The sequence below is a fragment of the Marinomonas sp. ABL3_031 genome (assembly GCF_056161265.1).
Genome location: NZ_JBSWYU010000027.1, coordinates 1 through 7,115, shown reverse-complemented (window position 1 = coordinate 7,115; position 7,115 = coordinate 1). Strand labels below are relative to the sequence as shown.

Below are 7,115 nucleotides of genomic sequence, written 5' to 3'. Positions count from 1 at the left end.
TTGACCAAGGAAGAGTTCTTTGCGAGTCTTGCGGCGTTTGCTGGTAAATTCGGTGTCAGCGAAGGAAAGCCGGCTCATAATCGGTAGGCGTCGTAGTTATCTTAAGTCGGCGAGATTACAATCTCATGTTACCGACTTATTCGCATGTTCCTTAGTTAGAGAGTTTGAGAAGAAAATAAGCGATTATTGCAAAACGTAGAATCTTCACAAACAGAACTGCACCATCAACACTAGACGATATGTAAAATGACTTTGCTATACCTAAATTAATTGTTTGCTAATTTAGCAATGTCTCTGGCACGATTTTGCCCTATTAGGTGTTAGCCAAAATCATTCATTCAATCATAGTTAGCCCAGCTTACCTTAGCTTTACTCATACCAGCTATGTGCTGAGAAATGATGGCTAAAGCAAATTTTAAAAATTCAAAGCCCGTAATGGCAGTCTGCCAAATATTAAATTATTTGCATATTTAGGATTTGTAATCTTTACTTTTTTCTATGGATTTAATTAGCAGCATATAAGGACACAAAATGAAAAGCTCAACTGGCGATATCAACAAACAGTGGTCTGTTACCAATAAAACAAGTGGATCTGTTACAGCTATCAGTGCAGTCTCATCAAACAGCAACCCTTCGGGAATGATTTATGAAATGGGACTAAGTTATTTACCGACTGACAAGCAAAACAACACACTACCTAGCGGAGAAACCACGAATGTGACATTAGATGGTCAAACCTCCTCTGGTGACTACCAATCAATCTATGACGTTATTTTTGCTCAACCTTCCAATGCGTTTCCCGTCGATGATACCTCTGCAGAGCTTCCGATTTTGGGCGATAGCTACCCAGCATATGCGATCCCATCTTCTGCTAATGATGCAATGAAGAACAGTTACAACTTCTTTCGTATGATTCAGGCTTACTCAACATCAACGTTAGCCAATAACTTTCATCAATCGCTGAATAAAGAACAAAGCAATCAAAGTCAAACCAGCCCATCCTCCAGTAACCCGATCGATGTATTTTTCGCTAGCACTAAAAACTATCAAAACTGTACCGCGGTCACCTACGCAGCCGTTCTTAGTTACTCACAAACATTCGCAGGTGCTTCCGTTGGTTTTGTTTCAAATTACACCTTTTATTTGTACAGCGCTAGCTCGGACAAAGTCAGTGAAGCGGGAACGGTCAGTTTCGATCTGAATAATGTTAAGTCTCCTTTCGACCTCTCCGATAACAATGCTGGCTATACCATTGTATTTAAAGACTCTAATGGAAAAACTACACCTCTGTTTTACAATCAAGGCCAATTCGTTTCTGACGTAAAGTCGGACCTCCCTGACATCTGTCTACAGATCACTTGGGCTTCAAAGAATCAAGTCAATGGCACCAAAACATCCCCAAATACCATTGTGCCCATTATGGCCGGTTTCATTAACGGCGTAAAAGCAACGGGGACCGCGACCAAACAAGATCTTTCTAGTGGTAAAAGTATATGGGGCTGGCCATCGACTGTCACGGGTTGGTTTGGCTTAGTCATGGGCGTTGGTGGCGTTATCATGTTCGGTGACTGGATCATTCAAAAGTTCAGAGCGAAATCCAAAGCCAGAGCGGAAACCGAACGAGCAAACAATGAGCGGCAGATAACCGACGAACAAAACCAAGCTCTTAATGAGCGAATTGACAACCTGGCCGCAGAAACGGCTAAGAACAACCAAGCTATTCTGGATAGACTGCAATCAGGCGAGAAATTTAGTCAGGATCTTAGCGCGGTTGACAATCAAGTCACCAACGCTTTAAACGACGTTAATCTCAGTGATGCTCAAGCGGTGATGGAGATGCAAATAGCAGAATACTCGGATCAAATTGGCGTCATTGCCGAGTATGGCGTGACAAAAGAGCTGGGAAAAGCATCTTCCACTGTGCGTGAGGCGGCGAAAGACGTTAAAAATGCGAATACTCCCGATCAAATGAAAGCAGCTCGCGATAAGTGGGACCCTAAATTAGAGGAGGTTCAAAACACCGTCAACGACCGCGTGGAATCACTTGGTAACGAAATTTCAGCACAAACAAGAAATGACATCAATGCGTCCAAGGAGAACCTTAAAGACCTCTCTGAAATTCAGGAGTCACTTGAAGAGCAGCAAAAGCAAGAAGAGGAAGGCAATGCTGACGAAGATTCCGACTTCGAAGGTGACTTCGAGTAAAAAGCAGAGCCTCTTCCTTGTTTTGGGGAGAGGCATTGGTATTTCAAGATTTCTTATTGTTGGAGAAAGCGCATGTCAGATACAATTCAAAACCTTGTTACTATAATCAATGACCTGTCTGAAGACCTGGTTGTTTATACCACTATAGATAATAGTCATATTGATCCGAACACGTTAAAACCGGAAGACTTTCAACAAACCTACACCCAAATCGGAACGGTGAAAGGTAACGCCTCAGCAAGCATTAACATAGGAGAAGCGCTTGCCAGGCTTGTATTTACAAGAAGCAGCGATCAGTTCCCGGTCGGGCTGTGGGTTCCCAATATTCTCGCGCCGAGTGGCACTCAGTCATATAAAGTAACCAGTGAGTCAGAAGAGTCCAGCAATCAGGCATGGGCTTTTTACAAGACGTATATCGCAGAGCCATACTGCCCTGTTGTTTTGCAGTTCAATGAGATATTGCTCAACGCCGACAATATAGAAACGCTCAACACGCAGATAGATGACTTTTTTAACTCTACGCCTTACAAAGGCTGCTCGTATTTTGCTTTTTCTATCGTGAGTTATTGGGCTCAAAACTACCTGTATGGTTGGTCTGGTGTCTATTATGCCTACGAAAAGCCTAGTGACGATCTTGGCTATGTCTTTCCAGACGCACTATCGGCAACCATTTCGATCTCCAAAGGCGTTGCCACCTACACTCCAAGTGACGGCTCTACTCAGCAAACTCTTATCTATAAAAATGGGAACCTAAGTTCAGCTGGTGCCTCATCGTCATCCGGAATTGTACTCACCGGTATCTATCGTGAGTTTGCATGGGAAGATAAGCCTAGTTCATTCGGTATGTGTTGGCTAGGTAAAAAGAATGGCAACTCACTCATGGCTCAACCTTATTTGGGACCAAACGTTCCTTGGTGGGTAATTTCATATGATTTGGCCTACACCTCTTACTTGGGCATTCAAATTTACATGATGGGAGAGATGGCGGCGACGATACTGAAAAGTATACCTGGCGGCATTAAAGCGCTCACCAATCAAGCTAAATCGCTATACAAGAGCCTCGCAAACCGCTTTCAGAGTAGTAATGAGTCAGCAAATTTTGAGCCAGAAGGTGTTGATGACCTCGACCCTGTAAATGTGGATATTGACGTCGATGTCGATGTTGATACCGACATCGATGTCGTGCAAGATACCGATGTGGATGTGGATGTCGATGTCGATATTGATGTCGACATCGTCTTTGTTGACGTGGATGTGGATATTGATATCGACATCGATGTCGTCCAAGACGTCGATACTGATGTGGATGTCGATGTAGACGTTGATATAGATACTGACATTGATGTCCCTTCGGGTACCGTTGACTCCTCTCTCTCCAAGTTAGGTCAATGGGTTATGAAAAAAGGATTTCCATTCCTAGCCAAGAACCTCTCCATCATGTTCGCTTTCCAATCCGCCAGTAAGTTGCTTTCGGTATGGAGAAAGGCGGGTGAAGAGAACCTATATAACCAAGCGCCACAGCAAGCTTCTGCTACAGGTATGCTGGTGAACTACATGCTCAATGACAAAAACAACATTGAGACACGTTGGCAAACGTTTGCAGACTGGGTTCAACAAGCCAGCCCTACTTTTCCTGAGCAACAGATGCTTATCGCTAATATAATGATGACCTCAAATCCCACTGCAGACAAAGCCCTCCAAGAATGGAAGTGGCCTGAATCAAACGAAGATAATCTTATTAATCGAATGGTCGCTGCAGGCACAGGGACCAATCAATATAAAGCTTACTTGACGTTGTCAGATGCAACTTATGACAACAAACCGTTGCCAATCAAAGTAGGGTGCGGCGTCGCGAATCGATATCTTACAAAGATCTCTTCCTAGCAGTGGGTGAATGATAATTATGAATGCATTAAATCAAGGAATTCGTTTTCCTGAAAAAAAAGAACGAAGCGAAGCGTGGGAAGCGCTAGTCAAAGAGATTGTTGCAGACGATTTTCACAATTCATCCGGCGAGGAAGCTTCACCTTCTCAAACGCCGGGCCATTTGACCGTCATTGGGTCGGGCATTGAAGCGGTTGGATTTAGTCGTCAAGATGAACGTTGCCTCGAATCGGCGGACTATGTCTTTTATTGTGTAGCGGATCCTGCCACTGTTGTTTGGATCAAGTCCAAGCGGCCTGACGCTCACGACCTATACGTATTATATGACGACAACAAACCCCGATATAAAACCTACATGCAAATGACTGAAGCCATGCTTCACTATGTCAGAAAAGGCAAACAGGTAGTTGGCATATACTATGGGCATCCCGGTGTCTTTGTTCTTTCGACTCATCGAGCGATAGAAATTGCACGCAGAGAAGGTCATCGAGCTGACATGAGGCCCGGCATCAGTGCATTAGATTGTCTCTGCGCCGATTTGGGAGTGGATCCTAGTACTCCAGGTCTACAAACATTTGAAGCGAGCGATATGCTTATTCGAGATAAAAAGCCGGATACTTCTTCGCATGTCGTATTGTGGCAGGTTGGACTGATAGGCGAGCTTGGTTACCGAAGAATTGGATACCTGAATAAAAACTTCAATATACTGCTTGACTACCTAACGGAGTTTTATGGCACTGACCATATCATCACAAATTACATCGCCTCTCGGTATCCCGGAATTCCACCAACCATCGAGCGATATAAGATAAGAGACCTATACAACCCCGAACTACAGAGCAAGGTGACGGGGATATCGACGTTTTATATAGCACCAAAAGACGTCCGAGCGGTCAATGTCGAGCGGGCGATTCAGCTCGGCATGATTCAACCCGGGGATAAGCCACGTTTCCCTGACACACCGTTAAGGAAAATTGCTCAGTATTCAATAAAAGAGAAACGAGCCCTTGACGAACTGGAGGAGTTTCAAGTTCCCCATGGCTATAAATGGCAAGAAGATACCATACCTGCACGATTTATTTTGAAACTACTTGAAGATCCAGACCTGCTTCAACTTTATGAAACGCAGCCTAGTGCCGCACTGCAACTACCCTACTTCAAGGAAATGTCAGAGCGCGAACATCAGTTAATGTCAAGCCGGGATGCAGGGCAGGTACAAATAGCCGCTAAAGGCTTACACGCTCGCTCAGAAGGTAACATCGCGCTTCTAAATGAAATTGTGGCAAGTACTAGACTTGCGCGGCAGATAGCCAAAGCAACGAGTATCGAAGACCTTTACCAGTTCGTAAACAAAGAGTCCATCAATATCGATAGCCTGCCTCAAGACATCCATCGCTTTAATAGTCGATCGGCACATCTCTGGAGCGGAGTTTATTACGATGCCAATTCAGAGACATTAATTTGTATTCTAGCGCCACATCAAGGCCCTAATAAAATCGTACTCACAATAAACGGCGAACCCATTCATCGCGCCAATTTCCGTCAAGGATGCCTTTATTGGAAAGCAAACGCTACCAACCACACTGCGGGTGTCATTCGTTTCGCTAGACTCAGTGCCACTCACACCGTTGCAATCGGAAGTATTTCTGCCAAAGGTGGCACCGATTACACCAATGGCAGAATAGAGGCTGTCGGCATCATGCCGTTCGCAAAAAGCTCAACCGAGACAATGAGAAAAAGTGTCCTGCTCACTCAACATATGAAACAAGAGCTAGCAGGAAGCTATCTATTGAGGCATTCAACGGTTGACAGCAGACCGACAATACACCAACTCAATTTCGATCGTCTACAAGCAACGTTAAAAGGGGTGAAATATGAGGTTACAGACTTAGGAAGCAACACATTTAGATTGGCCAGTGACAGCGAGAATAAGTCGTCACTAGAGTTAAGGTTTGTCTATGACCCTTTAGCGTCTGCATTCCAGTGTTTCGGTAGTGACACAGCAGGTACGACACTGATGGGAATGAGGCGAGTTGAGTCAGAATCAAGCGCCTTGATTGAGGACGAGTTTGACCTTGGGCTGGCTAATCAACCTCTAGCACAGGTGCGCGCATTTGCACAAATAGGTGCCGATAATGGCGGCATAATGTTTTGTTCAAACTGGCAGAAAATCGCTCAAAGCGGATATGCCACCGCTAAACTTATAGACCTGCTTAATCAAGCCAAATGAGGAGAGCTAGGCCAAAATGAGCAACGGGACAACGAACGTTAGATTCTTCGAAGGTGACACTAAGTTACTCATTCTTAAATATCGCACGAGCCAGCTACCACTCGCTCGTGCGATGCAAAAAGAAGCGTTTTATGGGCTATCGTTGTCCAGGCTGCATCGTCATACACTGGCCGCGAAAAGGAAAAAAGGCGCTATCGAAAGATTGTCTCCGGCAGATATGCACTTTTGGCGAGACAGAATGCGAAATATCGCTAGCGAAGGAGGCTTTTACCAGTTGTACCATCTGTTTGCCAAACGTGCTATTGCTCCCCTTTTTGGGCAGCGCATTTCCTATACCGCCCACCCAGAAATGCGGGTGCATTTGGCCGGGCAATCGGCTTGTAGCGCTTGGCACAACGACGCTGATGTTACAGGTAGGTACGATCAGATCAACGTTTGGCTCCCCCTTGTAGATACCAATGACAGTTCTTGTCTATGGATAGAGACTGAGTATGGCAAGAAAGATTATCGCCCTGTTCCTGTTAAATACGGCGAAGCGCTGATCTTTGATGGAAGTTGCTTAAACCATGGCACGGTAACCAACGATACTTCGGTCACTCGTGTAAGCTTTGATTTCCGATTTTCAGTATTGACACAACCATCCCCAGAGTTATTTGAACGGCTGATAGCTTTAAGACCCAACACATATAAAATTTCAGCATTAGACTAAGGAACGTGCGATTAAGTCCGATTATTAGCACTAAGTCGCAGCTGGCCTGATTCGCTCTTTAATTTACTTAAAACCTCGGTTTTTAGT

General features: G+C 44.7%; 4 protein-coding genes. All 4 read left to right on the top strand.

Annotated elements, in window-relative coordinates; all coding sequences use genetic code 11:
• Positions 1-531: 531 nt before the first annotated feature.
• The 4 genes from ACXAH2_RS17070 to ACXAH2_RS17055 all read left to right on the top strand — a co-directional run bounded on the left by ACXAH2_RS17070 (position 532) and on the right by ACXAH2_RS17055 (position 7,028).
• Positions 532-2,205 (top strand): hypothetical protein, encoded by a 1,674-nt coding sequence (locus ACXAH2_RS17070; RefSeq protein WP_475080160.1) that lies wholly within the window; start codon positions 532-534, stop codon positions 2,203-2,205.
• 72 nt (positions 2,206-2,277) lie between these two features.
• Positions 2,278-4,089 (top strand): hypothetical protein, encoded by a 1,812-nt coding sequence (locus tag ACXAH2_RS17065; RefSeq protein WP_475080159.1) that lies wholly within the window; start codon positions 2,278-2,280, stop codon positions 4,087-4,089.
• Between the two features lie 19 nt (positions 4,090-4,108).
• Positions 4,109-6,319: an SAM-dependent methyltransferase gene (locus ACXAH2_RS17060; protein WP_475080157.1), complete on the top strand. Its 2,211-nt coding sequence runs from the start codon at positions 4,109-4,111 to the stop codon at positions 6,317-6,319.
• Between the two features lie 16 nt (positions 6,320-6,335).
• Positions 6,336-7,028, top strand: a complete 693-nt coding sequence (locus tag ACXAH2_RS17055) for a streptomycin biosynthesis enzyme StrG (RefSeq protein ID WP_475080156.1) — start codon at positions 6,336-6,338, stop codon at positions 7,026-7,028.
• The last annotated feature ends 87 nt before the right edge of the window (positions 7,029-7,115 follow it).

Excerpts from the sequence above, each read along its gene's own strand:
- ACXAH2_RS17070 (WP_475080160.1), top strand. The coding sequence starts at position 532 with ATGAAAAGCTCAACTGGCGATATCAACAAACAGTGGTCTGTTACCAAT.
- ACXAH2_RS17065 (WP_475080159.1), top strand. The coding sequence starts at position 2,278 with ATGTCAGATACAATTCAAAACCTTGTTACTATAATCAATGACCTGTCT.
- ACXAH2_RS17055 (WP_475080156.1), top strand. The coding sequence starts at position 6,336 with ATGAGCAACGGGACAACGAACGTTAGATTCTTCGAAGGTGACACTAAG.
- ACXAH2_RS17060 (WP_475080157.1), top strand. The coding sequence starts at position 4,109 with ATGAATGCATTAAATCAAGGAATTCGTTTTCCTGAAAAAAAAGAACGA.